Raw genomic sequence first — 26,191 nt, 5'->3', positions numbered from 1 at the left:
ATGAAAATTTGCGATAGAGTAAGAGAGGCTGTAGAGGTAGTAAGACAAAAGGATCCGTCGGTTCAAAATTGTTGTTCTCTTGCTATTTTGATAAACACGCCTGGGCTTCACGCCCTTGCGTTTCATCGTATCGCGCACTTTTTATACGATAAGAAATTTTTCTTTTTTGCACGTTTTATCTCTCAAATTTCACGTTTTTTAACTGGCATTGAGATACACCCTGGAGCAAAGATAGGTAGGCGTTTTTTCATAGATCACGGAGCTGGAGTTGTGATAGGGGAGACAGCAGAGATAGGCGATGATGTGATGATGTATCATCAAGTCACTCTTGGAGGGACTGGAAAAGAGTGCGGCAAACGACATCCTACGATACAAGATGGCGTTGTGATCGCAACTGGAGCAAAGGTACTAGGAGCCATAACAATAGGTAAAAATGCAAAAATAGGTGCAAATTCTGTGGTGCTAAAAAATGTCCCAGAAAACGCAACGGTTGTTGGCATACCGGCTCGTATCGTGCGTGTGAGCGGAAAGCTATATCAACCCGAGTACTCTATCTAGCTAAAATTAATGGGGTCGATATCTACGTCACAAATTTCGCTTACGCAACTTTTTGCAACCTCTGCTAGAACGTGTGTGTTTTCGTTTGTGCGAAGCAAAATTTCATATCTAAATTTATCGCCGATTCGCTCGAGTGCGCATTTGCCATAGCCTATGGTTTGGAAATTTAGACGCTCTTGTAGGTTTGAAATTTTAGCCAAAGAGCTGTTTAGTTCAGCCACCGCTATTTTTTCGTTTTTATGAGATATGATAAGTCTAAGCAGTCTAGTAAAAGGCGGATATAGCGGTTCTCTATAAGTTAGCTCATCTTCTAAAAATGCGTCGTAGTTGTTTAAAAACTGCTCAAAAAAATCCCTTTGCATACTTTGTATGACAACTCGTCCAACCCCAGCACGACCAGCACGACCAGCAACCTGCATAGCAAGTGCTAACGTTCTCTCTCTAGCCCTAAAATCAGGATATGCCAAAAGCTCATCAATGCCCATTATCACGGCTAAGTCCACGTTGTGATAATCATGACCTTTGCTTAGCATTTGAGTGCCTACAAGGATGTCGATTTTGCCCTCATTAAACTCCTTAAGTGCCTTTACTAGCTTACTTTGTGTAGTTATCTCATCTCGGTCAAATTTTGCAATTTTCGCATTTGCAAACTCATTTTTTAGCTGCTCTAGTAGCTCACTTGTGCCGATTTTACGAGCTTCTATCATATCGCTACCGCATTTTTCGCACGATTTTACAACTGGCATTTTATATTCGCAGTATTGGCATTTTAGTAAATTTTTTGACTTATAGTAGCTCATACCAACACTACAAAATGGACATTTTATCGTGCTTCCGCAAGACTTGCAAGATAGATATTTAAAATTTGCACGAGTTGGTAGACATATAATCGCCTGTTTTTTTTGGCTTAGACTCTTTGCTATCTCGCTTTTTATCAGCGGACTTAGCGTTGTTGGCGACTCATCATAGATATAGCTCTTTTGGGAGTTAAAAAACGTCCCTTTTAGTCTAAAGCTCTTTTGTTTGTAAAAGCTAGTCGCACACGGAGTTGCTGAGCCTAGGATGACCTTTATGTCAAATTTTGACGATAAAAATAGAGCTAGATCCCTTGCGTTATAATGTGGGCGTGAGTTGCCGTTTTTATAGCTGTCATCGTGCTCCTCATCAACTACTATCACTCCTAAATTTTGTATTGGCAAAAATAGTGCCGATCTAGCACCAGCAACCAGCCTAATCTTACCGTCATGCAGTCCTTGTAAAATTTCAGATTTACGTTTTTGTGTGATTTTTGAGTGCCATACGGCTACACTTGTGCCAAAATAACCTTCAAGTCTTGTTTGCATTTGCGGAGTGAGTGAAATTTCTGGCATTAAAAATAGAGCATTTTTGCCATTTTGCAGTGTTTTTGCGATTTGACTTATGTAAATTTCGCTTTTTCCACTTCCTGTATCGCCAAAAATTAGAGAATTTTTATTCTCGCTTATAAAATTTTGAGCGTCCATTTGGGATTGATTTAGATTTGGAGTTTTTAAATTTTCAACCTTTACTAAAGCCTTTGCCTCTTTTTGCATTGGCTCAAATAGTCCAAGCGATACGCCAAGTGTGCAAGTATAGTAGTAGCTGATAAACTCAGCCATTAAAGCTTGCATATCTGTTAAAAAAAGCGGTAAAATTTCTGCAATATCTAGGGTTTTAAACTCTGGTTTTTCGCACTCTTTTATCACATATCCCTGTGTTGGTTTGTGATTTAGGGGCGCTATTACGGATTGAAATGGTTCGATTTTTTCTACACTTTGATATGTTAGTGCGTTTAAATTTCTGCCTAAAAAACTGACTTTATAGTAATACATCAGTCTAGCTCGTCACACAAATCTCCCTTGATACAAGAGAAGTTGCCACTTTTATTATCGTATGTAAAGACCGCGCCACGTTTGCCTAGAGCAAAAAAATACTCATCCGCCTCTTTTCTCCAGCCGTCGCCATTTTTTACTGCTTTTATGCCATTTAAGGGCATAACGGCACTAAAAAGCATATCATTGCTTACGCCATCTTTTTCTAGCTTTTTAGGGTAGCCGGGATTTGCACGTAGTAGTGAGTCGCTATAAAAGATAGCAATGCCAGATCTAATCGTTTGTATCTGAACCTTGGTTTTTTCAAGCAAGGCTTCGTCCCTGCCGATATAAAGCCTTGGTATCGCAACGGCTGATAGTATTCCTAGGATTATTATCGCCATTATGAGCTCGACCATACTAAAGGCTTTTTTCATCTTTTTAGGCGTCTATCTATCTGCTCGATTAGTCGTTGCATAGAGTTTTCATCCTCGTATCCGTCAAAACTCTTTTGCACAAGGATATCTAAAAGCTCTTTTGGTGTTAAAATTTTGGAGTTGTTTCTAAAACCACCAAGATCACGCTCAAGTGCATTGTAAAATCCGTCATCATCAAGCGTGATAACATAGTCACGTGAAGCGATAGTGAGCGTGATTTGTCGTTTCATTATTTATTTAAAACAGCTTCGATCTTTTTAAGAACGTCGTCAGCTTCGTTATTTTTCTTATTTAACTCCTCTTCAAGACGCATTATTTGGTTTGTTTTTGCCTCGTTTTGTGCCTTTAGAGTTACGATTTGGTTGTGCAACTCTTCGTTTGTTCTACTTAGGTCGTCATATCTTGCAAGTAGGTCGTTTACCTTGCTTGTTAGAGTGTTTAGTACTTTATCATCTTCAAACATTTTTTACCTTTATGGATAAAATTAAATGCCTAATTTTAGCACTTAAAGGCTAAATTTGTGTTAAAATTAGCCAAAATTTTTAATATTTAAGAAGTAAAAATGTCAGAGTTTAAAATTTCAAGCAAATTTAGCCCAAGTAAAGACCAAGATAAAGCGATAAAAGGTATCGTAAAAAGCATAAAAAATGGCAACCGCTACAACACACTTCTTGGCGTAACGGGATCTGGTAAGACCTTTACAATGGCAAATGTGATAAAAGAGCTTAAAATGCCAACATTAATAATGACACACAATAAATCGCTCGCCGCCCAGCTTTATAGCGAATTTAAGGGCTTTTTTCCGCAAAATCACGTTGAGTATTTCATAAGCTATTATGATTACTATCAGCCAGAAGCCTATATACCGCGTCAAGACTTATTTATAGAAAAAGATAGCTCGGTAAATGATGAGCTTGAACGCCTTCGCCTTTCAGCTACTGCAAGTTTGCTTAGCTTTGATGATGTTATCGTTATCGCTAGTGTTTCGGCAAATTATGGCTTAGGCGATCCTAGTGAGTATCAAGGTATGGTGCAATACCTAAACGTGGGCGATGAGATAAATCAAAAGACACTTTTAAACCGCCTTGTAGATATGGGCTATACTAGAAATGACGCCTATTTTGACAGGGGGAATTTTAGGGTAAATGGCGATGTTGTGGATATTTATCCAGCTTATTGGGGCGATGAAGCGTTACGCATTGAGTTTTTTGGTGATGAGATTGAAGCGATGTTTCACTTTGAGGTGCTTGATAATAAAAAGATAAAAGATGTGTCAAAATTTACCCTTTATGCGACAAGTCAGTTTATCGTGCGTGAAGACCGCTTAAAATCGGCGATAAAAGGCATAGAAGCTGAGCTTGATGAACGGCTTAAATTTTATAAAAATGAGAATAAATTAGTTGAGATGCAACGTCTAAAACAACGCGTAGAGTTTGACCTTGAAATGCTTAGCTCAACTGGCGTGTGTAAGGGCATCGAAAACTACGCAAGGCACTTAACTGGGCTAAAAGAGGGCGAGACGCCATTTACGATGTTTGATTATTTTTCACTTTTAAATGATGGAAATTTTTTAGTCATCGTTGATGAGAGCCACGTTAGTTTGCCGCAATTTCGTGGTATGTATGCAGGTGATAGAAGTCGTAAAGAAACCCTCGTTGAATACGGCTTTCGTTTGCCATCAGCCCTTGATAATCGCCCTTTAAAATTTGATGAGTTTATAAGCAAAAAAGCAAATTTTTTGTTTGTTTCAGCCACACCAAACGAGCTTGAGCTTGAACTTTCACATGGGCATATTTATGAGCAAATTTTGCGTCCAACAGGGCTTCTTGATCCACTCATCGAGCTAAAAGATAGCGACAATCAGGTTGAAATTTTACACGATTTGATAAAAGAAACGACCGCAAAAAATGAGCGAGTTTTGATAACCACTCTTACAAAAAAAATGGCAGAAGAGCTAACTAGATACTACACAGAGCTAGGCATAAGTGTCAAATATATGCACTCTGACATTGACGCCATTGAGCGAAATGAGCTTATTAGGGGGCTTAGAAAGGGCGAATTTGATGTGTTAATTGGTATAAATTTGCTTCGTGAAGGGCTTGATCTGCCAGAAGTTAGCCTTATTGCCATAATGGACGCTGATAAAGAGGGCTTTTTACGCTCAAAAACCAGCCTAATTCAAACAATGGGCAGGGCTGCAAGAAACGTAAATGGTAGAGTTGTAATGTTTTGTAAAAAGATAACAAACTCAATGCAAGAAGCCATTGACATAACGACACAAAGGCGAAAAATCCAAGATGAATACAACAAAGCAAACGGCATAACGCCAACATCTGCAAGTAGAAACATTGAAGATAGTCTGCACGAAGAGGATGAGGGCGAGAATTACCGCAAGGGTAAAAAACTTGAAAAAATGCCAGCAAATGAGAGAGCAAAAATCGTAAAAGAGCTAAGAAAAGAGATGTTTAAAGCAGCAGAAGCGTTAGAGTTTGAAAAAGCAGCAGCTTTGCGTGATGAGATAGCAAAAATCAGGGCGCTTTAATCATTATTATATTTAATTGATAAAATTTATATTTTATATAATAGCCTAATTGTTAATAAACCTAAATTCATTAACGATTTAAAAATTATTATTTTTAAGATTGTTTTAATTGGGGGGGGTAAAATACTGCTGTATTTTTACAATATTACTCAAAGGAGTTAAAATGAAATTTTCAAAGATTGCATGTGTTGCACTTTTAAGTGCTAGTATATCTACGGTTGCATTGGCTCAAAATAATGAGCTAGATAATCTAAACAAAGCTCAAGAAGCGCAAAAGACAAAAGAAGCTGCTTATCAAGCAGTTATTAGTGCCGTAAAAGAGTTAAAAGCCGTAGGCTATGATAAATTAAAAGATTGGAATGGCGATAAAACAGGCGAGGGCACAAACCAACTCTCAGCAGAATTAAACACAAAAATCTACAATGCGCTCGAAAAAATAAAAAAAGTAAAAACCGATATAGCACCAGACAGCTCCAACCTTGAAATAAAATCAGGAGAATCAAAGCTAGTAATAGAGAACAACGGAGATATAAAACTACTCATAAAGGGTGACGGACTTGAAGCTGTTCACGGCACAGTAGGTGCTGATACTGAATTAAAAATAGTTCTTGATAATTTTAAAGCCGAAGGCGGTAATGATAATAAAAAAAGCGATATAGCAAAAATATTTAGTGAGAAAAATAGTGCTCTTTGGGACAAGCTTATAGCAGAATTTACAAACAAACACAATGAATTAAAAAATGAAAGGACTAAAAAAATAAATGAAGAAGCTGTAGTTCTTGCAACATCTACTAGCGGCATAGTTGATCCTAATGATCAATACTCAGCATTTATTGACAAAAAAGGTGTTGTAGAGAATGCTATCAACGTAGATATAAAATCGAAACAAGACGCAGTTAAAACTGCTCAGACTGGACTATCTACTACCATAAAAGGTGTAGATAATAAACTAGTAACCCTTTCAAGTACAACGGACAATAAGAAAATCAAAGCACAAGAACTTGCTATACAAGAAATATTAAATCAACTAAACACAGCAAAACAAAAACCTAATACACAAGAAAATAACGTAGAAAAGGCAGCTGCACTAAAAGCAGCCATAGATGCAGGCGTAAAACTTAAAAGAAAAAATGCAGAGGATACACTTCTAACCAAAGGTGACATTGACGCTATCCTTGCTGGCACAGCAAGTAAAGATGACTTTGACAATGACAATGCACCTGATTTGTCAGGAGATGAAAATAAAGGAAAAGTACTAAGCGCTCTCATCGGAGAAGTTGCACAAGGTGGTGCAGCAAAAATGACAAAAGATGCACAAACCGCAATAGAAAAAGTTACAGATGAGATACAAAAAGTAGAACAAGCACAAGCAACTCTCGATATCTCAAATAAACTTATGGGTGACTTTAGAGACGTAATCGCACAAGCTACTAGCGGCACAATTATCGCAGCCACCAAATCTACTGATCTAAAATTAGCCATAGAAAGCAAAAATGCCGACCAAATAAAAACAGCCCAACAAGAACTAAAAAACGCAGCTAATGCTCGTGCAACAGGTGTAACAAAGGTTGCAAACCTAGAAGAGAAACAAGGTGAAGTATTAGAATCATTTACTGATACTGTCTTAGCAAATGATACTGTAAAATCTATAGTAACCTCATATAATGCAAAAGAACTTGCTGATACTGCAAAAGCACTAAACACATCAATAGAGCAAAGCCAACGATCACAGAACAAAGGTACATCTACTGATATCATAATGTTTAATACAGGACTTGCTACAAACACTCGCTTAGCAAAACTATCAAACCCATTTAATGCAGACCTAGCACTAGCACAAGCTATTAATGAGCTAGAAGGAGAAACATTTGCTGATGCTGGTGATAGTCTATCAAGTGTAATAAAAGAGTATACAAATAGATTTAACCATGATAATAACCTATGGGGTAATATCTTTGGTGGTAAAGGTAAAATAAAAGACTCTGCTAATCCAAGCATTTGGGGTGTAACACTAGGTTATGATAAAGCATTTGATAACACTATAGTTGGTGGATTTATCAACTATGCAAAAGTACAATCAAAAGATTCACAAGTAAGAAGTGAATCTGATAACTATAGCTTTGGTGTATATTCAAGAAGCTACTTTGATCAAAGCGAGATAGATGCTAAGATTGGATATGGCTTTGGAAGAAATGAACTAAGCAGACATGCAATGGATTCTAAGATAGGTACTTCAACAGGAAAGTATGATAGTAAATTCTTTGATGTAGATGTTGAGTATGGTTATGTATTTGGTCTAGGTAATGCTATGTTTATTAAACCTATAGCAGGTCTATCATATACTCATATTAAACATGATGGCTTTACAGAAGATGGTAATGTTCCTGCTATATTTGGTAATACAACTCTAAAGACACTAAAAGCAAAACTTGGTAGTGAGTTTAGAGTATATACTGATAATGCAGGCTACTTTTATATAACTCCTGGTGTAGAAAGAGAACTTAGTAAGAGTGCAAATGACCTTAGTGTAAAATTTGTAGGTTCTAGTAAAGATGTAGTGTTTGATGCTGATAAGAAAAAGAATACATACATTACTCTTAAGACTGGTGCTGAGTTTAAGATTACAAACAATCTAAGCACAAACATTAACTTTGGTGCAAAAGCTAAAGCAAAAGAACAATACTATAATGGAACACTTGGAGTTTCTTATAAATTCTAAGATACATACAATAAGTATGCATACAAACATACAATAAACATACATACATACATACTAAACAGCTAAGACTTAGGTCTTGGCTGTTTGGGAGTATGACTTTATAATCCTAACTCATTAGTCTAATTTATTAATCTAATTTACACCAAAAAAACATCAAAAAGTAAAACTTTATTTAAAAAGCATTATAAATTTTAATATTGCTTTAAGTGGGGGGGGGTAAAATACCATTGTGATTTCTACAATAATTTAAGGAGTTAAAATGAAATTTTCAAAGATTGCATGTGTTGCACTTTTAAGTGCTAGTATATCTACGGTTGCGTTGGCTAATAGCATTGAGCTGGTAAACCTAGGAACAGCACAAACAACACAAAAGACAAAAGAAGCTGCTTATCAAGCAGTTATTAGTGCCGTAAAAGAGTTAAAAACCATAGGCTATGCAAATTTAAAAAACTGGAATGGTAAGAATACAGACCAAGGTGAGAATGGTCTCTCAGCAGAGCTGAACACAAAAATTTATAATGCCCTTGAAAAAATAAAAAAAGTAAAAACCGATATAGCACCAGACAGCTCCAACCTCGAAATAAAATCAGGAGAATCAAAGCTAGTAATAACTGACAGAGGGGAAATAAAACTACTCATAAAGGGTGATGGGCTTGAGGCTGTTCACAGTGGAGATAGTAATACTGGATTAACCCTTGTTCTTGATGATTTTGCAAACGCTCATAAAAATGAAATAGTAAAAATATTTAATGATAAAAACGAGGAACTTTGGAATAAACTTATAGCAGAATTTACAAACAAACACAATGAATTAAAAAATGAAAGAGCTGGAAAAATAAACGAAGCAGCAGTGGAACTTGCAAAAGCTACTGGCGATGTAGCTGACCCAATTGAGAAGTATACGGCATTTATTGAAAACAAAAGCACCATAGAGAATGCCATCAAAGCAGACATAGCCGCAAAAGAAAAGGCTGTTAAAGATGCTCAAGGTAAAGTAGATGAAGTGGTAAAAAAAGTAGATACTAGCAAGGTAGTCCTAAAAAGTAAAGATAATGCTGGAATAAGTGAACAAGAAAACAAAATTAAAGGACTTAAAACACAGCTAAATCAGGCAAAACTTAAAGATTCAAATCATGAAAACAACAAAGAAAAAGCAACAGTGCTAAAAGCAGCCATAGGCGAAGGTGTGCAGCTTAAAAGAAAAAATGCAGAAGCTACGCTTCTAACTAAAGATGACATTGATGCTATCCTTGCTGGTGGTGCTGGTAAAGTAACTCATGGCGATTTTGATCATGCTGATGCAGCTAGTTTAACAGGAGATACTGAAATAGGAAAAGTACTTAATGCACTTATAGAGGAGGCTACTAAAGGTAGTGGCTATATAGAAGCAGCAGAAACAGAGATAGGTAAAGTAACAACCGAAATAGGTAAAGTTAAAACAGCAAATGAAAACCTTGCAACTTCTAACAAACTTATGACCGACACAGATAAAACTATTGCGACAATTACTAGTAGCGAAGAAATAGCAGAAGCCAAATTCATGGCACTGGATGTAGCAATAAAGCAGAAGAAACAACCTGAAGAAATAAAAACAGCCCAACAAGAACTAAAAAACGCAGCTAATGCTCGTGCAACAGGTGTAACAAAGGTTGCAAACCTAGAAGAGAAACAAGGTGAAGTATTAGGATCATTTACTGATACTGTCTTAGCAAATGATACTGTAAAATCTATAGTAACCACATATAATGCAAAAGAACTTGCTGATACTGCAAAAGCACTAAACACATCAATAGAGCAAAGCCAACGATCACAGAACAAAGGTACATCTACTGATATCATAATGTTTAATACAGGACTTGCTACAAACACTCGCTTAGCAAAACTATCAAACCCATTTAATGCAGACCTAGCACTAGCACAAGCTATTAATGAGCTAGAAGGAGAAACATTTGCTGATGCTGGTGATAGTCTATCAAGTGTAATAAAAGAGTATACAAATAGATTTAACCATGATAATAACCTATGGGGTAATATCTTTGGTGGTAAAGGTAAAATAAAAGACTCTGCTAATCCAAGCATTTGGGGTGTAACACTAGGTTATGATAAAGCATTTGATAACACTATAGTTGGTGGATTTATCAACTATGCAAAAGTACAATCAAAAGATTCACAAGTAAGAAGTGAATCTGATAACTATAGCTTTGGTGTATATTCAAGAAGCTACTTTGATCAAAGCGAGATAGATGCTAAGATTGGATATGGCTTTGGAAGAAATGAACTAAGCAGACATGCAATGGATTCTAAGATAGGTACTTCAACAGGAAAGTATGATAGTAAATTCTTTGATGTAGATGTTGAGTATGGTTATGTATTTGGTCTAGGTAATGCTATGTTTATTAAACCTATAGCAGGTCTATCATATACTCATATTAAACATGATGGCTTTACAGAAGATGGTAATGTTCCTGCTATATTTGGTAATACAACTCTAAAGACACTAAAAGCAAAACTTGGTAGTGAGTTTAGAGTATATACTGATAATGCAGGCTACTTTTATATAACTCCTGGTGTAGAAAGAGAACTTAGTAAGAGTGCAAATGACCTTAGTGTAAAATTTGTAGGTTCTAGTAAAGATGTAGTGTTTGATGCTGATAAGAAAAAGAATACATACATTACTCTTAAGACTGGTGCTGAGTTTAAGATTACAAACAATCTAAGCACAAACATTAACTTTGGTGCAAAAGCTAAAGCAAAAGAACAATACTACAATGGAACACTTGGAGTTTCTTATAAATTCTAAGATACATACAATAAGTATGCATACAAACATACAATAAACATACATACATACTAAACAGCTAAGACTTAGGTCTTGGCTGTTTGGAAGTATGACTTTATAATCCTAACTTTATAACTCTAACTCAACATAAATGGCATGGTTGTGATATTTTGTAAAAAGATTACAAACTCAATGCAAGAAGCCATTGACATAACGACACAAAGACGAAAAATCCAAGATGAATACAACAAAGCAAACAGCATAACGCCAACATCTACAAAATGTTTTTAGGTATAAAAATATGTAGATATTTATATAACAGCTGTAAGGGCTGATATTACGTGAGATTCTGCCATAGCTTATCATTTATTTAATTTTTTAATATGACAGAATTTTAGCTGATTTTAGAGATACAATCTTGTACGGATGCTACATAATAGTGATAAAGTTAAGATTAATAAATTAGATTAATGAGTTAGGATTATAAAGTCATACTCCCAAACAGCCAAGACCTAAGTCTTAGCTGTTTAGTATGTATGTATGTTTATTTATTGTATGTTTGTATGCATACTTATTGTATGTATCTTAGAATTTATAAGAAACTCCAAGTGTTCCATTATAGTATTGTTCTTTTGCTTTAGCTTTTGCACCAAAGTTAATGTTTGTGCTTAGATTGTTTGTAATCTTAAACTCAGCACCAGTCTTAAGAGTAATGTATGTATTCTTTTTCTTATCAGCATCAAACACTACATCTTTACTAGAACCTACAAATTTTACACTAAGGTCATTTGCACTCTTACTAAGTTCTCTTTCTACACCAGGAGTTATATAAAAGTAGCCTGCATTATCAGTATATACTCTAAACTCACTACCAAGTTTTGCTTTTAGTGTCTTTAGAGTTGTATTACCAAATATAGCAGGAACATTACCATCTTCTGTAAAGCCATCATGTTTAATATGAGTATATGATAGACCTGCTATAGGTTTAATAAACATAGCATTACCTAAACCAAATACATAACCATACTCAACATCTACATCAAAGAATTTACTATCATACTTTCCTGTTGAAGTACCTATCTTAGAATCCATTGCATGTCTGCTTAGTTCATTTCTTCCAAATCCATATCCAATCTTAGCATCTATCTCGCTTTGATCAAAGTAGCTTCTTGAATATACACCAAAGCTATAGTTATCAGATTCACTTCTTACTTGTGAATCTTTTGATTGTACTTTTGCATAGTTGATAAATCCACCAACTATAGTGTTATCAAATGCTTTATCATAACCTAGTGTTACACCCCAAATGCTTGGATTAGCAGAGTCTTTTATTTTACCTTTACCACCAAAGATATTACCCCATAGGTTATTATCATGGTTAAATCTATTTGTATACTCTTTTATTACACTTGATAGACTATCACCAGCATCAGCAAATGTTTCTCCTTCTAGCTCATTAATAGCTTGTGCTAGTGCTAGGTCTGCATTAAATGGGTTTGATAGTTTTGCTAAGCGAGTGTTTGTAGCAAGTCCTGTATTAAACATTATGATATCAGTAGATGTACCTTTGTTCTGTGATCGTTGGCTTTGCTCTATTGATGTGTTTAGTGCTTTTGCAGTATCAGCAAGTTCTTTTGCATTATATGAGGTTACTATAGATTTTACAGTATCATTTGCTAAGACAGTATCAGTAAATGATCCTAATACTTCACCTTGTTTCTCTTCTAGGTTTGCAACCTTTGTTACACCTGTTGCACGAGCATTAGCTGCGTTTTTTAGTTCTTGTTGGGCTGTTTTTAAATCATCTGCTGTTTTTTGTTTTTTTGCAACTTGTTTTATGACATCGTCTAGAGCCTTTGACTTAGCATTTGCGATGCCTTCGTCGCTGGTTGCTTTTGCAATGGCTTTGTTTGCACTAGCCATTATTTCATTTGTTTTAGCAAGATCTTTCTGTGCTTCTGCTACTTTGTCTGATGCTGTTTTTACTTTGCCTATCTCAGTTGTTGCATCTACCACTGCTTTTTGGGCGCCAGTTTCGTTACCATTACTAGGGTCTCCTATAAGTGCATTTAGAACAGTAGCTTTGTTTTGCTCATTATCTAAAGCGGTTTGACCATCGCCAAAATCCTCTTTCTTTGCAGTACCATTAACAATAGCGTCAATATCTTTTTTGGTTAACTCTTTGCCACCTGCGGTTTTAGTTTGTAGCTTTACACCAGCATCTATGGCTGCTATTAATGCGTCGGCTTTTTCTTTAACAGCATCTTTATTATTGGCATTGTTGCCTTTTGCTGTGGTTAATTTATTTGCAAGTGCTTTTATATCAGTCTCTTGCTTGTCGATTGATTTTTTGTCTGTGCCATTAAGTGTTAGCTTGTCTTTTTTTACTTCTTTTATTGCTTTATTTAGCGCTTCTTGTTTTTTTGTGACATCAGCTTGTTCTTCTTTCATAACATTTTGGATTCTATCTAGTATGTAATCTTTGTTTTCGACAAATGCTTTGTATTGATCGTCTTTTTCATCTATTTGTTCAGGCTTGCTTATGATGTTTTCTATAGCGCCGTCTATCGTATTCTCTCTTTCAGTTTTTCTTTTATTGTGTTCTTTTGTAAATTCTGTCACAAACGATTCCCAAACATCTTTGTTATTGTCTGCAAATATCTGTGCTATCTTATCATGATTGTTACCAGTCTTTGCAAAATCATCAAGAGTTATGGTTATTGCTTGACCACCATTCTCAACCACTGTGTTATCACCGCCTGCTATTTTTAATTTTATAACTCCTTGGTTATCTATTGTTAAAGTTGAAGCATCTTTACCGTTTAGTATAATCTCTCCACTTTCTGTAATTTTGCTTTTTTCATCTTTTATCACTTTAAGGGCATTATAAATTTTTGTATTTATATCAGTGCTAGAAGAACCTTGCTCTCCACTCCATTTGCTTAGTTCACCGTAAATGCTACCTAAATCATTTACTGCTTTAAGAATTTTGTTATAAGCAGCTGTTCTAACCGATTCACTTTCTTTTTCACGAGCCAAATTAGCTACATCAGCACTTGGTACAGCCAACGCAACCGTAGATATACTAGCACTTAAAAGTGCAACACATGCAATCTTTGAAAATTTCATCTTTAACTCCTTAAATTATTGTAGAAACTACGGTAATATTTTACCCCCCCCCCCACTTAAAGTAATGTTAAAATTTATAATGCTTTTTAAATAAAGTTTTACTTTTTATAGAAATATAGAGGATAGTCTGCACGAAGAAGACGATAGCAAGAGCTATCAAAAAGGCAAAAAACTTGAAAAAATGCCAGCAAATGAGAGAGCAAAAATCGTAAAAGAGCTAAGAAAAGAGATGTTTAAAGCAGCAGAAGCGTTAGAGTTTGAAAAAGCAGCAGCTTTGCGTGATGAGATAGCAAAAATCAGGGCGCTTTAATCACTCTTGCAATGCTCTTAAATTTTGCACTTGTTGCACTTGCAAGGTCGTTTGGGTTTATGCAAATTTGTTTACCCCTAACTCCTGCTGAAATTAAAATTTTATCCTGACTTAAGGCACGTTCATCTATAAACGTGGCAAACTGCTTTTTCATCGCAAGTGGAGAGCAGCCGCCACGTATGTATCCAGTGACTTTTTCAAGCTCTTTAAGTGCTAAAAGTTCGCACCTTTTATGTCCGCTTACGTTTGCTAACGCCTTTAAATCAAGCTCCAAATCACCCTGAATGCACGCCACGATATACTCTCTCGTGCCCACCTCACACACGATAGTTTTGTAAATTTTAGCTATATCAACGCCAGTGATTTTAGCTAAATGCACAGCACTTAAATCGCTCTCATCGACATCATACTCAAGTAGTTCGTAGCTTATTTTTAGGCCATCAAGCACTCTTGCGGCATTTGTTTTATGAATTTTACTCATCGGATTTTTGACTTACTAAAACCGCTTCAATCATCTTTTTTATATCCCCATCAAGTATGGCGTCCGTTTGGCTGTAAGCCTCGCCACTTCGGTTGTCTTTAACCTGCTGATATGGAAAAAGCACATATGAGCGTATCTGATGACCCCAGCCGATCTCACTCTTTTCTATGTTTGCACTCGCTTCTTGTTGCTTCATAAGTTCAAGCTCGTAAAGGCGTGATTTTAGCATTTTCATCGCTGTGGCTTTGTTTTTGTGCTGACTTCTGTCGTTTTGACACTGCACGACTATGCCTGTTGGGGCGTGTGTTATTCTGATTGCACTCTCGGTTTTATTTACGTGTTGGCCACCAGCACCACCAGCACGATATGTGTCAATCTTTAAATCCTTCTCGTCAATCTCAATCTCAATGTCATCATCAAGTTCAGGGCTTACCATAACGCTACAAAAGCTCGTGTGACGCCGTCCTGCACTATCAAACGGACTTGTTCTTACCAAACGATGTATGCCATTTTCAGCCTTTAAATACCCATAGGCATTTTCGCCCTTTACGATAAAGCTTACATCTTTAAGTCCAGCCTCATCGCCTTCTTGAAAGTCAAGCGTTTCGACCTTAAACCCCTCCCTTTCGCAAAAACGCAAATACATACGATAAACCATACTCGCCCAGTCGTTACTCTCTGTGCCACCAGCACCCGGATGAATGCTTACAATAGCGTTTTTTCCGTCATCTTCGCCACTAAGTAGCATTGAAATTTCTAAATTTACAATTTTATCTTCAAGCTCATCTGCTTCGTTAAATAAAATCTCAATCGTATCAAGGTCATTTTCGGAATTTGCAAGTTCGTAAAGCTCTTTTGCATCATTTAGTGCATTTTTTGCAGAGTTAAATTTTTCAAGCATTGCGTTTAATTTTGCCTTTTCTTTGCCAATCGCCCCAGCTCTTGCGATATCTTGCCAAAAGCTCACATCATTTTCAAGCTCTGAAATTTCATCAAGTCTTTTTGAAATTTCATCAGGTTTTATAACTCCGGCTATATTTTTTACCTTTGTATTTAGGCTCTTTAAAAGTTCGGTGTATTCGTAGTTATCCACATTTTATCCTTAATTTTTTGGCAGATTTTATCAAAATTTATCTTATATTTGCTAAAATGGTCGGTTAAAAATTTTTAAAAAGAGTAAAAATGGTAGTTTTAAAAAGTGTAGATGAGCTTTTAAATTTTAGAGCTAGTTTAAACGGCAGTGTCGGCTTCGTGCCTACAATGGGGGCTTTGCACGACGGGCATATGAGTCTTATAAAACGTGCAGTTAGCGAAAATGAAAATGTCATCGTTTCGGTTTTTGTAAATCCAACGCAGTTTTTACCGGGCGAGGATTTGGCAAAATATCCAAGACGCGAGGAGGCGGACATTAAAATTTGCGAACTTTGCGGTGCGGCGGCGATTTTTATGCCAGAGGCAAATGAGCTTTATTTTGATGATGAGCCATTAGTCGTGGCACCAGCTAGACTTGCTAGTATTTTAGAGGGCAAGACTCGTCCGGGGCATTTTGACGGCGTTTTAAGGGTTTTAACAAAACTATTTAACCTAGTAAAACCAAACAACGTTTATATGGGCAAAAAGGACGCCCAACAACTAATAATCGTGCAAAATATGGTAAAAACTATGTTCATACCTTTAAATATCGTGCCTTGTGAGATTATTAGAGAGAGCGACGGACTAGCACTTTCAAGCAGAAACGCCTATCTAAGCGAAGAAGAAAAGTGTAACGCCCTAAGAATTTCACGCTCACTTTTTAATGCAAGTAATTTAATAAAATCTGGCGAACTTGACACTAAAAAGATTAAGGAAAAAATGCTTGGCACGTTAGAACCATTGCAGGTTAATTATGTCGCTGTGGTTGATAGAAATTTTAAAGAGTTAAGTGCCGTAGAGCTTGGCAATACGATAATTCTAGTCGCTGCTTACGTTGGCAAGACGCGTTTGATTGATAATCTTTGGGTTTAAAATGGCAAAACTTCATCTAATTTCACTAGGCTGTAATAAAAATTTAGTTGATAGCGAGATAATGCTTGGTCGCTTAAAGGCTTACGAGCTTACAGATGACGCCACGCAAGCTGATGTGATAATAGTAAATACTTGCGGTTTTATCGCCTCTGCAAAAGAGGAGAGTGTTCGCACGATTTTAGAGATAGCAGACGCCAAAAAAGCGGACGCAACGCTTGTGGTGACTGGCTGTTTAATGCAACGCTACCGCGATGAGCTAATGAAAGAATTGCCAGAGGTTGATCTATTTACCGGTGTTGGCGATTATGATAAGATTGATGAAATTTTACTTAAAAAGACAAATCTTTTTAGTCCAGATACCTACCTTCAAAGCAATGATGAACGCGTGATAACAGGCTCAAACTATCACGCTTACATTAAAATTTCAGAGGGCTGTAATCAACAATGTAGCTTTTGTGCCATACCTACTTTTAAAGGGCGTTTAAAGTCGCGAAGTCTTGAAAATATCGTAGATGAAGTGCGAAAACTCGTGCAAAAAGGATATTATGATTTTAGCTTTCTTTCACAAGATAGTAGCTCATATATGCGTGATTTTGGCGTTAGTGACGGACTTATAAATTTAATAGATGAGATTGAAAAGATACAGGGTGTAAAGAGTGCTAGAATTTTATATCTTTATCCAAGCACGACGAGTAGGGCGTTAATTGAAAAAATCATCGCTTCAAAGGTTTTTCATAACTACTTTGATATGCCAATCCAGCACATAAGCGAAAATATGCTTAAAATTATGCGTCGTGGCAGTGGCGAGGCTAAGCTAAAAGAGCTTTTAAGCCTAATGAGAAACGCTCCAAATTCATTTTTAAGAACTGGCGTGATTGTGGGGCATCCTGGCGAAAGTGATGATGATTTTAACGAGCTTGTAAAATTTCTAAGTGAGTTTAAATTTGATAGAATTTCAGCTTTTGCCTACTCAAAAGAAGAGGACACCAAGGCTTATGAGATGACGCAGGTGCCTACAAAAACGATCTCAAAGCGTTTAAGCGTCATTGAAAAAGTCATTAAAAACGCCATAAATGATAGCTTTGAAGCGATGATAAATCGCTTGTGCGTGGCGTCACTTGAAGGCGAGAGCAGCGAGGGCGAGATGTTTTATGCGGCTAAGCTTGATATTTGGGATAAAGACATTGACGGCGAAATTTTGATAAACGAGAGCGAAGTTAGCGACCTAAGAATTGGCGAACGCTACGTTTGTAAAATCACGCAATCACTTGGCGACAAGCTAGTTGCAAGTATTGTTAAAAGGGCGGATTAGCCTTGTGCAAGATAGAAATTTCAGCACAAATCATAAAGCTTTTAAAAGGCGGTAAAAACCTACTCGCCTTTTCTCACGGCGTTGATAGCACGGCACTTTTTTATATTTTAAACGATTTGGGTGTAAATTTTGACATTGCAATCGTTGATTATAACATTCGCAAAGAGAGTAAAAATGAGGTTAAACAAGCACAAAATTTAGCCCTGAAATTTAGTAAAATTTGCCACACTAAAAGCGTTTTTTTAGACGTTAAAAATTTTGAAAAAAATGCACGTGATGAGCGTTACGCCTTTTTTAACAATCTTTGCAAAGCTCACGGATACACAAATTTAATCCTAGCACACCAGCTAAACGACCTTTTTGAGTGGTTTTTAATGCAACTTAGCAAAGGAGCAGGACTTAGTGAACTTATCGGTATGAAAGAGTGTGAAAGACGTGAGAATTTCACGCTAATCCGCCCACTTTTAGGTGTTAGCAAAGATGAGCTTTTAGGCTTTTTAAACAGGCAAAATTTAGAGTATTTTATTGATGAAACTAATTTAAAAACAGACTATAAACGAAATTTTTTCAGACACGAATTTGCTGAGCCATTTTTGGCTAAATTTAAAAGTGGCGTTAAAAAAAGCTTTGAATTTTTAAACGAAGACGTTAGGAATTTAGAGCCAAAAATAAAGCGAGTAAAAGAGCAGTTTTATGTCGTTAAAAATGACAAAAACGCACTTCGTGGCATTGATAAGGTAGCTAAAATTTTTGGTATTTTAATGAGCGAGAATCAAAGAAAAATTTGCCTAAGTGACTGCGTTATTAGTGGCAAAATGGCAATCGGCGTTAGAGATGATCTAATTTTTATCACGCCATTTATAAAAACAAAAATGGATAAACGCTTCAAAGAGTGTTGCCGAATAAAAAAGATACCAAAATTAAACAGACCATACCTTTTCTTAATAAATTTTAATCTATTGTTATAAAATTATTACTAGTATAAGCTAGAATGGCTACTAGACAGGTTAAATAAAGAATTAATTGCTATCATGTATAAAAATTTGATTTTTCCCATTTTGTTTTGCTTTATACATTGCATTGTCAACTTTTTTTATCATATCTTCTTTACTACTCATAGTTTCATCAACACAGGCAACACCAATGCTCGCAGATCCATGCCATCCGCTTTTGCCAAATTCTACAAATAAATTTTCTATACTTTGATAAATCTTATCAGCAATTATCTTTGCTCCATTTTTATCTGTATTTGGACAGACTATCAAAAACTCATCTCCGCCCATTCTACACACAACATCATCGGTTCTTACATTGTGCAATAATGCTTGTGAAAATATATTTAATATCTTATCTCCTGCATCATGACCAAAGGTATCATTAATGATTTTAAAATTATCAAGGTCAAACATTAAAAATGAAAATTTAATCCCATTTTGTTTGAAATTTTGCCAGCAATTATCAAGCTCGTTTAGCATTTTATGCCTGTTAGCTAGTCCGGTTAGTTGATCAGTCATCGCTATGTGTTCTAGCTTTTTATTTACCTTTTCTAACTCTAAATTTGCCTCTTTTAGCTCTTTTGTCCTCTGCTCGACTGTGTCCTCAAGAGATTTTTTAAGCGTCAAAAGCTCATCGTTATATCTCATTAATACTCCAAAAATTCCATTAAATGACTTAACTAGCGTATCTATTTGCTCGTGATTTATGCCGTTAATCTCGACAAATGCGTCTTCTGGAGAGTATCCTGACTCTATGAGCCTTATTTGGGCGGTTAAATTTTTATCTATGCCAAGTATGTGAAATGTAAGCCACTGAACTAAAAAATCAAGCAGGGACTTCGCGCTTTTTTGTATATTTTGAATGTTTATGCTTTTATACTGCGATGTTACCTCTTCGATGAAATTTTTGTGTGCTTGAACATGCTCTTTTATGTGGCGTATATCAACACCAGCATTTTTCATTATCGCTTCTTCTCCAGCAAAGTGATACCTTGAATAACCAACAAGCTCTTTAAAAATTGGATCAATGTCATCTATCGTAACCTTTACCATAGAGAGTTTTCTACCTAGGGAATTTATAAGCTCTATGAGATATCTGTGATCAGAGTCTATCTTTTTTACATTTGTTTCAAATTCCTTGCCCCAAACAAAAACATCTGTGCTAGTATGCATAAAAAGCCTTTTGAATAAATTATGATTTTTTCGTAAATTTATCGTTTAAATTATATATAAACTTTTCTTTGATAAGGATAAAATAGTCACTACCATGATTTTATTAAATTTATTTTTGTTAGTTTTGTAAAAAACTTGACAAAAGCTAAACTTTTTTGTATAATCCCAACTTCAATTTTGTTTATTTTGTCTTGTTAGCTCAGCAGGTAGAGCATCTCACTTTTAATGAGGGGGCCGCTGGTTCGAATCCAGCACAGGACACCACTTTTTGGGTTTTTATGACCCTTTCGTCTAGTGGCTCAGGACTCTACTTTCTCTATGTAGAAACAGAGGTTCAAATCCTCTAAGGGTCGCCATTATTAAGTAGGTTAGGTCGCTTAGCTCAGTTGGTAGAGCGCCACCCTTACAAGGTGGATGTCATAAGTTCGAGTCTTATAGCGACCACCATCACGCTTTCGCGTAATATTTAGGTGATTAGCCACCGTAAGTGCTTACTTAACTTTTTTCGGTGCAGCGGTAGTTCAGTTGGTTAGAATGCCGCCCTGTCACGGCGGAGGTCGCGGGTTCGAGCCCCGTCCGCTGCGCCACTTCTGTCTTGTTAGCTCAGCAGGTAGAGCATCTCACTTTTAATGAGGGGGCCGCTGGTTCGAATCCAGCACAGGACACCACTTTTTGGGTTTTTATGACCCTTTCGTCTAGTGGCTCAGGACTCTACTTTCTCTATGTAGAAACAGAGGTTCAAATCCTCTAAGGGTCGCCATTATTAAGTAGGTTAGGTCGCTTAGCTCAGTTGGTAGAGCGCCACCCTTACAAGGTGGATGTCATAAGTTCGAGTCTTATAGCGACCACCATCACGCTTTCGCGTAATATTTAGGTGATTAGCCACCGTAAGTGCTTACTTAACTTTTTTCGGTGCAGCGGTAGTTCAGTTGGTTAGAATGCCGCCCTGTCACGGCGGAGGTCGCGGGTTCGAGCCCCGTCCGCTGCGCCACTTTTTATCCTTCTTTTAGAAATTTAGTTGCCACAAGATCAACTTTTGCTTTATCTGTATCTTTTTTTAGTGATTTGTAAATTTTATTCATATAGTTTTCTAAAATTTCGTGACTATTGATTACTTTTTGTCCGCTTTTAACCTTTGTATATTCGCCTGAGCTATCTAGTTCAAATGCTAGTTCATTATCATTTAGCTGAAGCTCTAGCACCTCTAGTAATCTATCTTGTAAACGCCTTTCAAATATAGGACTCATAAGCTCAAGTCGTCTTTCTAAATTTCGTGGCATCCAGTCAGCACTTGAGATATAAACTCTTGGTTCTGAGTGTTTAAAATATAAAATTCTAGCGTGTTCTAGGTATTTTCCGACGATTGAACGCACTCTTATGTTTTCGCTTTTGCCAACTATACCAGGTCTTAAACAGCAAATTCCACGCACTATGAGATCTATCTTAACTCCAGCATTTGAAGCAAGGCTAAGCTCGTGGATAACGTCAGAATCAACAAGAGCGTTCATTTTGGCTATAATGCGTCCTTGATCGCCCTTACTTGCTTCAAATTTAATCTTTTGTATTATGCGTTCTTTTATTTGCAACGGCGACATACTGAGTGTTTCTAAGCGACGATTTTTGTTGTATCCTGAGAGAATATGAAAAAACGTTGTTGTATCGCTTGCAAACTCTTTGCGACTTGTAAAAAAACTAATATCAGTATAAATTTTAGCAGAATTTGCGTTGTAATTTCCAGTGCCTATGTGCATATAAAATTTCAGCTTATCGCCTATTTGGCGTATTATTTGAGAAACTTTTGCGTGAACCTTAAAGCCTGTAATGCCGTATATTACGTGTGCTCCAGCGTCCTCTAATGCTTTTGCCCAGTGAAGATTGTTTTCTTCATCAAACCTAGCCTTTAGCTCGACCATTACGGTTACTTGTTTGCCGTCACTTGCGGCATCTATGAGACTTTGAATAATTGGTGAGCTTTTATCAACTCTGTAAAGAGTCATACGTATTGATATGACTTTTGGGTCTTTACTCGCCTCTTTTATAAACTGAACAACCGGATCAAAGCTCTCATAAGGGTGCAAGAGCAACACATCTTCTTTGTCTATTGCGTCAAAAATACTTACATTTTCCCCAAAAGGTGGAAGTGTTTTTGGTGTGTAAAGTGGTAGGCTAAGGTTTATAAAATCCTTATTTGAAGCTATTTGCCATAGTGAATTTAGCGTGAGCGGGACATTTGAAAAATAGATATCCTTATGAAAAATTTTCATATGTGAGTTTAAAAACTCAAGTATATCCTCATCGGCGTCTTGAGCGATTTGCATACGCACAAAAGCACCTTTTCTGCGTAGTTTTAGCCCTTGCTCAAGTATCATCATAAAGTCATCTGCCTCCTCCTCTTCTATGACGATATCTGCGTTTCTTGTCACTCTAAAAGCACAAGAGCTAATAAGCCGATATCCAGGGAAAATTTCTTCAGCGTGACGATGAACGATGGTTTCTATCGGGACATACACGTTTTCTTCTGGTTGATGAAATCTAGGTAAAACGCGAGAAATTCGTATCATTCCATATTTTAAAATTTCAGGATGAGATATGTCTGCTAACTTTACAGCCAGTGAGAAGCTAAGGTTATTTAAATGCGGGAACGGGTGCGTAGCATCAACCGCTATAGGGACTATAACAGGTAAGATATTTGAGAAAAAATACTCATCGCAACGAGATTTTAAAATATCATCAAGCTCCTCATAATTTTTTATAAATAGCCCCTCTTTAGCGAGTGCGTCTTTTGTGGTTAGATAGTGGTTTTCTAAAACCTTTTGCTCATCTTGTAGATATTTTCGTATCTCTCTTAACTGCTCAAGTGGACTCATCTCATCGCTACCGCTAATTGTAACACCAGCAGCAAATAGTTGTTTTAGTCCAGCGATTCGTATCATATAAAACTCATCTAAATTTGTGCTATAAATGGCTAGAAATTTTAGCTTTTCAAGTAGCGGTATATCTTTTTGACATTGTGCTAAAACACGTGAGTTAAACCTGAGCCAACTTAGCTCTCTATTGATAAAAAGAGTGTTGTTTGACATATTTTTCTCCTTTTTGTTTAATTTTATCAAAAATGTAATAAAATTAAAACAAATTTGATAAAGTTGAGATTTTTAGCTACAATACGTGGTAAAAACGGAGCTTTTATGTTAGATTATGCTATTTTAGTTGGTATTTTTTTAGTTTGTGTTATCGTTTTTGCATTGATTAAGAAAATTTCATTTTAACGCAACTACGCTCTTACGAGCGGTAGTCGGCGTTTATGCTTACATATTTATGACCCAAATCACATCCATAAGCACTAAAGCAAGAGTTTGCTATACCTATGTTGCATGTTATAGTGTAGCTTGGCTTTTTCATAACGTCGTGTGCTAAGCTCTCTCTGTATTTATCTAGCTCTTTAAAATCTTTGCTATAAACTAAAACATCATCGTAGTATATAGATAGCTTCTCTTCGTCGCATTCTATCCCGCTAGCACCTATGGTTGAGGCGATTCTGCCCCAGTTTGGATCTTCGCCAAATATGGCTGTTTTGACAAGCAGTGAGTTTGCCAGGGCTTTTGCCGCGGTTTGTGCTTGTTTATCATCTTTTGCACCTTTTACTTTAAACTCAACAACCTTTGTCGCACCCTCTCCGTCTTTTACTAGCATTATGGCAAGCTCTTTTGTTATTAAATTTAGCACATCTTTAAACGCTTGTTTGTCATACACGCCACTTTTTTTGGAGCTTAAAAGCATAACAGTGTCGTTTGTAGATGTATCTCCGTCAACACTAACAGCGTTAAAGCTTGTCAAAACGCTCTGTTTTAAAAGCTCGTCCATATCCTCTTTTGCTATATCTGCGTCTGTTAAGATAAAACAGAGCATAGTGGCTAGAGCAGGGTTTATCATACCAGCACCTTTGCAGATAGCTGCTATTTTAAATTTGCCTTTGTTTGTCAAATTTATCTCGTAAGCCAACTCTTTTTTAAAGCTATCAGTTGTCATTATCGCGTTTACTACGGCGTTACTATCTCTTTTTGTGAAATTTAAATTCTTAAGACCTTTTGTAATTTTTTCTTTATTAAGTCTGTAGCCTATAACACCAGTTGAACTCATTATAGGATTTATAAGGGCAATTTTTTTACCAAGAGCAGTAAAAATTTCATCTATGTCTTTAACACCAGCTTCGCCAGTCATAGAGTTTGCATTTTTTGAGTTTAGCAGTATAAAATTTGTTTTAAAATTTTTTGGATATTTTAAAAAATGTCTAATAGGTGCGGCTGGAAATTTATTGCTAGTAAAAATGGCTGACACATCGACTGCTTCATCGCTTCTTATAAATCCAAGATCGTTGCCATCTTTTTTAAAGCCAGAATTTACGCCGTCAAAGTAAAATCCATCTATATTTTCAAGTCCATTTTCTAGTTTTTTAATTTCATACATATTTAAATTCCTCTGGTCTGTGTTTGCTTTTAATGACGCGTTTTGTGGCTCTTATGCCAGTAGCTGTACCGATAACTAGCAGTTTTGTGCCTGTTCCGATAAGCGTGTCACCACTTGGCATAGGTGTAAATTTGTTATTCATATCCGATATTCCAACGACATCAGCGTTTGTGATGTTTCTTAAGTGTGTTTCTTTTAGCCTTTTAAATCGTACCCATGAATAGTCCGGGACTAAAATTTCCTCTATATCTATCGGAGAGTCTTTTTTGTATAAAAATTGCTCAAGCAAATTCTCCATATCTGGACGCACACTCATCGCACTAAGACGCTGGGCAACTAGTTTTGACGGGCTTACTACGTTATCTGCACCAAGTTTTTTTAAGCGTTCAGTATCGTCTTCATTATCTGAGTTTGTCATCACAAAATATGATTTACTTCTTCCTATCTCTTTTTCATAAAGCCTTACAGAGGCGATGAGTGCGATATTGTCAGCTATGTTTGGGCTTAAGGTTATAAGTCCTTTTGCACTTGAGAGATGAGTTTTTAAAAATGCCGTTTTGGTGTGCGGTTGAGCCTTTATAAAATATGGGTATTTGTATTTTTCTGCCAGTTCAGCCAAATCATCTCTATCATCTACAACTACAAATGGTATGTGATTTTCTCTAAATTGTGCACTAAGCTCGATTGTGTATAGGTTGTGATAGCAGATTACAAAGTGATTTTTTAAACGAGCGATTTTATAAAGCATACTTCTCTCCTTTAAGATAGCAATAAGCGAACCCTTTTTTAAAACTTCGATTAATAGACCTATTGAAAATGTAAAGACCATAAAGCCAAGCAGAATAAAAACTATCGTAAAAATTCTACCCTGCGTAGATATAGGTGCAACCTCTGTAAAACCAACGGTTGTAAAGGTCATACCCGCTTGATAGATAGCGTCCATCAGTGAAAAATTATCTATAAAGACGTATCCTAGCGTACCAAACATCATCATCATTACAACCGAGATGAGCGGTAATCTAAATGGCTTTAGCTGTTCGTATAGCTCTGTGTTGAGATTTATTTCAGGTTTTGTGGAGTTTTGCCATTGGAGGAATTTTTTAAGCCTTGTCAGAAAAGCCATAAATTCCTCTTTGGCGTGGTCATTAGTTTGATTGTTTCTTCATAGTTCTTAGTGTAGAGGCAGCTACTTTGATTTTCATTGTAGAGCCGTCTTCTAACGCAACACGAATAGTTCTAAGATTTGGCAAAAATCTTCTTTTTGTCTTGTTGTTAGCGTGGCTGACGTTATTGCCTACCATTACGCCTTTTCCTGTTATAGCACATCTTCTTGACATTATGTATTCCTTATTAAACAAAATTTTCGGCTGATAATATCAAAAAAAAACAAAAATAATGCTTAAATTGTAGTATTTTGGTATTTATTAAAATTTAATTTGCTTTTTGTGTGGCTTTTGGA

The 26,191-nt window shown here is 36.3% G+C and carries 19 protein-coding genes, 8 tRNA genes and 2 pseudogenes; 17 read left to right on the top strand and 12 right to left on the bottom strand.

Going from position 1 to position 26,191, the window contains the following annotated elements; genetic code table 11:
- Positions 1-558 carry a serine O-acetyltransferase EpsC gene (gene epsC / locus CMCT_RS05610; RefSeq protein ID WP_034969546.1) on the top strand — a complete coding sequence of 186 codons (558 nt, stop codon included), beginning with the start codon at positions 1-3 and terminating at the stop codon, positions 556-558.
- Here the strand turns inward: epsC and CMCT_RS05605 are convergent.
- Genes CMCT_RS05605 through CMCT_RS05590 form a run of 4 tightly spaced genes read right to left on the bottom strand, consistent with a single transcriptional unit; the run spans position 555 to position 3,287 of the window.
- Positions 555-2,408: a primosomal protein N' gene (locus CMCT_RS05605; protein ID WP_034969544.1), complete on the bottom strand. Its 1,854-nt coding sequence runs from the start codon at positions 2,406-2,408 to the stop codon at positions 555-557. The two genes, epsC and CMCT_RS05605, sit on opposite strands and share 4 nt — an antisense overlap.
- Positions 2,408-2,824, bottom strand: coding sequence for a type II secretion system protein (locus tag CMCT_RS05600; protein ID WP_034969542.1), 417 nt, complete (start codon positions 2,822-2,824; stop codon positions 2,408-2,410). Before CMCT_RS05600 ends, CMCT_RS05605 begins: the two co-directional genes overlap by 1 nt.
- On the bottom strand, positions 2,821-3,054 hold the full coding sequence (locus tag CMCT_RS05595; RefSeq protein ID WP_034969541.1) for a hypothetical protein: 234 nt from the start codon (positions 3,052-3,054) through the stop codon (positions 2,821-2,823). Before CMCT_RS05595 ends, CMCT_RS05600 begins: the two co-directional genes overlap by 4 nt.
- The gene (locus CMCT_RS05590; protein ID WP_034969539.1) at positions 3,054-3,287 is read right to left on the bottom strand and encodes a hypothetical protein; all 234 of its coding nucleotides are present in this window, start codon (positions 3,285-3,287) and stop codon (positions 3,054-3,056) included. Before CMCT_RS05590 ends, CMCT_RS05595 begins: the two co-directional genes overlap by 1 nt.
- A 99-nt stretch (positions 3,288-3,386) precedes the next feature.
- On the opposite strand from CMCT_RS05590, the gene uvrB reads away from it, so the two are divergent.
- The 4 genes and pseudogenes from uvrB to CMCT_RS09450 all read left to right on the top strand — a co-directional run.
- Positions 3,387-5,366: an excinuclease ABC subunit UvrB gene (gene uvrB / locus CMCT_RS05585; RefSeq protein WP_034969537.1), complete on the top strand. Its 1,980-nt coding sequence runs from the start codon at positions 3,387-3,389 to the stop codon at positions 5,364-5,366.
- A gap of 163 nt (positions 5,367-5,529) precedes the next feature.
- Complete coding sequence (locus CMCT_RS05580; protein ID WP_176325057.1) at positions 5,530-8,085, top strand: autotransporter outer membrane beta-barrel domain-containing protein; 2,556 nt, start codon at positions 5,530-5,532, stop codon at positions 8,083-8,085.
- Positions 8,086-8,344: 259 nt separating this feature from the next.
- Positions 8,345-10,885, top strand: a complete 2,541-nt coding sequence (locus CMCT_RS05575) for an autotransporter outer membrane beta-barrel domain-containing protein (protein ID WP_176325056.1) — start codon at positions 8,345-8,347, stop codon at positions 10,883-10,885.
- Positions 10,886-11,008: 123 nt separating this feature from the next.
- Positions 11,009-11,146 (top strand): annotated as a pseudogene (locus CMCT_RS09450) (hypothetical protein); the annotation flags it as partial.
- 303 nt (positions 11,147-11,449) lie between these two features.
- On the opposite strand, the gene CMCT_RS05565 reads toward CMCT_RS09450, so the two are convergent.
- Positions 11,450-13,993 carry an autotransporter domain-containing protein gene (locus CMCT_RS05565; protein WP_176325055.1) on the bottom strand — a complete coding sequence of 848 codons (2,544 nt, stop codon included), beginning with the start codon at positions 13,991-13,993 and terminating at the stop codon, positions 11,450-11,452.
- 109 nt (positions 13,994-14,102) lie between these two features.
- Here CMCT_RS05565 and CMCT_RS05560 point away from each other — a divergent pair.
- Positions 14,103-14,303: pseudogene (locus CMCT_RS05560) on the top strand (UvrB/UvrC motif-containing protein); the annotation flags it as partial.
- On the opposite strand, the gene ybaK reads toward CMCT_RS05560, so the two are convergent.
- Positions 14,290-14,784, bottom strand: coding sequence for a Cys-tRNA(Pro) deacylase (gene ybaK, locus CMCT_RS05555; protein WP_034966706.1), 495 nt, complete (start codon positions 14,782-14,784; stop codon positions 14,290-14,292). The pseudogene CMCT_RS05560 and the gene ybaK sit on opposite strands and share 14 nt — an antisense overlap.
- Complete coding sequence (gene prfB, locus CMCT_RS05550; RefSeq protein WP_034966709.1) at positions 14,777-15,877, bottom strand: peptide chain release factor 2; 1,101 nt, start codon at positions 15,875-15,877, stop codon at positions 14,777-14,779. Before prfB ends, ybaK begins: the two co-directional genes overlap by 8 nt.
- An 89-nt stretch (positions 15,878-15,966) precedes the next feature.
- Between prfB and panC the strand changes: the two genes are divergently transcribed.
- From panC to tilS, 3 genes are read left to right on the top strand one after another with little or no spacing between them, the layout of a single operon-like run.
- On the top strand, positions 15,967-16,788 hold the full coding sequence (gene panC, locus CMCT_RS05545) for a pantoate--beta-alanine ligase (protein WP_176325054.1): 822 nt from the start codon (positions 15,967-15,969) through the stop codon (positions 16,786-16,788).
- A gap of 1 nt (position 16,789) precedes the next feature.
- The gene (gene rimO / locus CMCT_RS05540; protein WP_034966713.1) at positions 16,790-18,100 is read left to right on the top strand and encodes a 30S ribosomal protein S12 methylthiotransferase RimO; all 1,311 of its coding nucleotides are present in this window, start codon (positions 16,790-16,792) and stop codon (positions 18,098-18,100) included.
- A 2-nt stretch (positions 18,101-18,102) separates the two neighbouring features.
- A complete protein-coding gene (tilS, locus tag CMCT_RS05535) occupies positions 18,103-19,068 on the top strand; it encodes a tRNA lysidine(34) synthetase TilS (RefSeq protein WP_244948637.1) in 966 nt (321 codons plus the stop codon).
- Positions 19,069-19,119: 51 nt separating this feature from the next.
- On the opposite strand, the gene CMCT_RS05530 is transcribed toward tilS, so the two are convergent.
- The gene (locus CMCT_RS05530) at positions 19,120-20,268 is read right to left on the bottom strand and encodes a GGDEF domain-containing protein (protein ID WP_034966716.1); all 1,149 of its coding nucleotides are present in this window, start codon (positions 20,266-20,268) and stop codon (positions 19,120-19,122) included.
- Positions 20,269-20,456: 188 nt separating this feature from the next.
- On the opposite strand from CMCT_RS05530, the gene CMCT_RS05525 reads away from it, so the two are divergent.
- The 8 genes from CMCT_RS05525 (at position 20,457) to CMCT_RS05490 (ending at position 21,259) form a co-directional block, all read left to right on the top strand.
- Positions 20,457-20,532: transfer RNA gene (locus CMCT_RS05525), tRNA-Lys, on the top strand.
- Positions 20,533-20,548: 16 nt separating this feature from the next.
- A tRNA-Glu gene (locus CMCT_RS05520) sits at positions 20,549-20,624 on the top strand.
- A gap of 15 nt (positions 20,625-20,639) precedes the next feature.
- Positions 20,640-20,715 (top strand) — tRNA-Val (locus CMCT_RS05515).
- Between the two features lie 63 nt (positions 20,716-20,778).
- Positions 20,779-20,855, top strand: a tRNA-Asp gene (locus CMCT_RS05510).
- A 5-nt stretch (positions 20,856-20,860) separates the two neighbouring features.
- Positions 20,861-20,936, top strand: a tRNA-Lys gene (locus CMCT_RS05505).
- 16 nt (positions 20,937-20,952) lie between these two features.
- Positions 20,953-21,028, top strand: a tRNA-Glu gene (locus CMCT_RS05500).
- A gap of 15 nt (positions 21,029-21,043) precedes the next feature.
- Positions 21,044-21,119 (top strand) — tRNA-Val (locus CMCT_RS05495).
- 63 nt (positions 21,120-21,182) lie between these two features.
- A tRNA-Asp gene (locus CMCT_RS05490) sits at positions 21,183-21,259 on the top strand.
- A gap of 4 nt (positions 21,260-21,263) precedes the next feature.
- On the opposite strand, the gene CMCT_RS05485 is transcribed toward CMCT_RS05490, so the two are convergent.
- From CMCT_RS05485 to rpmB, 4 genes are all read right to left on the bottom strand, one after another.
- A complete protein-coding gene (locus CMCT_RS05485) occupies positions 21,264-23,348 on the bottom strand; it encodes an RNA degradosome polyphosphate kinase (RefSeq protein WP_034966719.1) in 2,085 nt (694 codons plus the stop codon).
- 199 nt (positions 23,349-23,547) lie between these two features.
- Complete coding sequence (gene argJ / locus CMCT_RS05480; RefSeq protein WP_034966722.1) at positions 23,548-24,732, bottom strand: bifunctional glutamate N-acetyltransferase/amino-acid acetyltransferase ArgJ; 1,185 nt, start codon at positions 24,730-24,732, stop codon at positions 23,548-23,550.
- Complete coding sequence (locus CMCT_RS05475) at positions 24,725-25,855, bottom strand: potassium channel family protein (RefSeq protein ID WP_034966725.1); 1,131 nt, start codon at positions 25,853-25,855, stop codon at positions 24,725-24,727. The genes argJ and CMCT_RS05475 overlap by 8 nt, the downstream gene beginning before the upstream one ends.
- Positions 25,856-25,877: 22 nt before the next feature.
- On the bottom strand, positions 25,878-26,069 hold the full coding sequence (rpmB, locus tag CMCT_RS05470) for a 50S ribosomal protein L28 (protein WP_034966729.1): 192 nt from the start codon (positions 26,067-26,069) through the stop codon (positions 25,878-25,880).
- Positions 26,070-26,191 lie beyond the last annotated feature (122 nt).

Origin of the sequence: Campylobacter mucosalis (assembly GCF_013372205.1) — a bacterium.
Taxonomy (GTDB): domain Bacteria; phylum Campylobacterota; class Campylobacteria; order Campylobacterales; family Campylobacteraceae; genus Campylobacter_A; species Campylobacter_A mucosalis.
This window is presented reverse-complemented; position numbering and strand designations above follow the sequence as displayed.

Coding starts and splice junctions, on each gene's coding strand:
- epsC (WP_034969546.1), top strand. CDS start 1: ATGAAAATTTGCGATAGAGTAAGAGAGGCTGTAGAGGTAGTAAGACAA.
- CMCT_RS05605 (WP_034969544.1), bottom strand. CDS start 2,408: ATGTATTACTATAAAGTCAGTTTTTTAGGCAGAAATTTAAACGCACTA.
- CMCT_RS05600 (WP_034969542.1), bottom strand. CDS start 2,824: ATGAAAAAAGCCTTTAGTATGGTCGAGCTCATAATGGCGATAATAATC.
- CMCT_RS05595 (WP_034969541.1), bottom strand. CDS start 3,054: ATGAAACGACAAATCACGCTCACTATCGCTTCACGTGACTATGTTATC.
- CMCT_RS05590 (WP_034969539.1), bottom strand. CDS start 3,287: ATGTTTGAAGATGATAAAGTACTAAACACTCTAACAAGCAAGGTAAAC.
- uvrB (WP_034969537.1), top strand. CDS start 3,387: ATGTCAGAGTTTAAAATTTCAAGCAAATTTAGCCCAAGTAAAGACCAA.
- CMCT_RS05580 (WP_176325057.1), top strand. CDS start 5,530: ATGAAATTTTCAAAGATTGCATGTGTTGCACTTTTAAGTGCTAGTATA.
- CMCT_RS05575 (WP_176325056.1), top strand. CDS start 8,345: ATGAAATTTTCAAAGATTGCATGTGTTGCACTTTTAAGTGCTAGTATA.
- CMCT_RS05565 (WP_176325055.1), bottom strand. CDS start 13,993: ATGAAATTTTCAAAGATTGCATGTGTTGCACTTTTAAGTGCTAGTATA.
- ybaK (WP_034966706.1), bottom strand. CDS start 14,784: ATGAGTAAAATTCATAAAACAAATGCCGCAAGAGTGCTTGATGGCCTA.
- panC (WP_176325054.1), top strand. CDS start 15,967: ATGGTAGTTTTAAAAAGTGTAGATGAGCTTTTAAATTTTAGAGCTAGT.
- rimO (WP_034966713.1), top strand. CDS start 16,790: ATGGCAAAACTTCATCTAATTTCACTAGGCTGTAATAAAAATTTAGTT.
- CMCT_RS05530 (WP_034966716.1), bottom strand. CDS start 20,268: ATGCATACTAGCACAGATGTTTTTGTTTGGGGCAAGGAATTTGAAACA.
- CMCT_RS05485 (WP_034966719.1), bottom strand. CDS start 23,348: ATGTCAAACAACACTCTTTTTATCAATAGAGAGCTAAGTTGGCTCAGG.
- argJ (WP_034966722.1), bottom strand. CDS start 24,732: ATGTATGAAATTAAAAAACTAGAAAATGGACTTGAAAATATAGATGGA.
- CMCT_RS05475 (WP_034966725.1), bottom strand. CDS start 25,855: ATGGCTTTTCTGACAAGGCTTAAAAAATTCCTCCAATGGCAAAACTCC.
- rpmB (WP_034966729.1), bottom strand. CDS start 26,069: ATGTCAAGAAGATGTGCTATAACAGGAAAAGGCGTAATGGTAGGCAAT.